The 248-nt window shown below is 47.2% G+C and carries 1 protein-coding gene; it reads left to right on the forward strand.

Features of this window, described 5'->3' with window-relative positions:
• Window positions 1-248: condensation domain-containing protein (locus tag ACUYLD_RS25770; RefSeq protein ID WP_446676251.1), on the forward strand; the 248-nt coding region annotated here is incomplete at both ends.

Genomic DNA, 248 nt, shown 5'->3' on the forward strand with positions numbered 1-248 from the left:
GTAGTGTCTGGTCGTCCAGCGGATATTACGGGGATCGAAAATATGGTGGGCTTGTTCATTAACACCATTCCAATACGCATCCGCAGTGGGGCTGAGGACACCTTTGCCGACATGATCAGAACGAATCAGCAGCAGGCGCTGACTTCTCAAGATTATGAAACGTATCCGCTGTATGAAATTCAAGCCTTGAGCGAGCAAAAGCAAGATCTGATCAACCACATTATCGTGTTTGAAAACTATCCGGTGGA

Source organism: Paenibacillus sp. SER-28, from assembly GCF_052906305.1.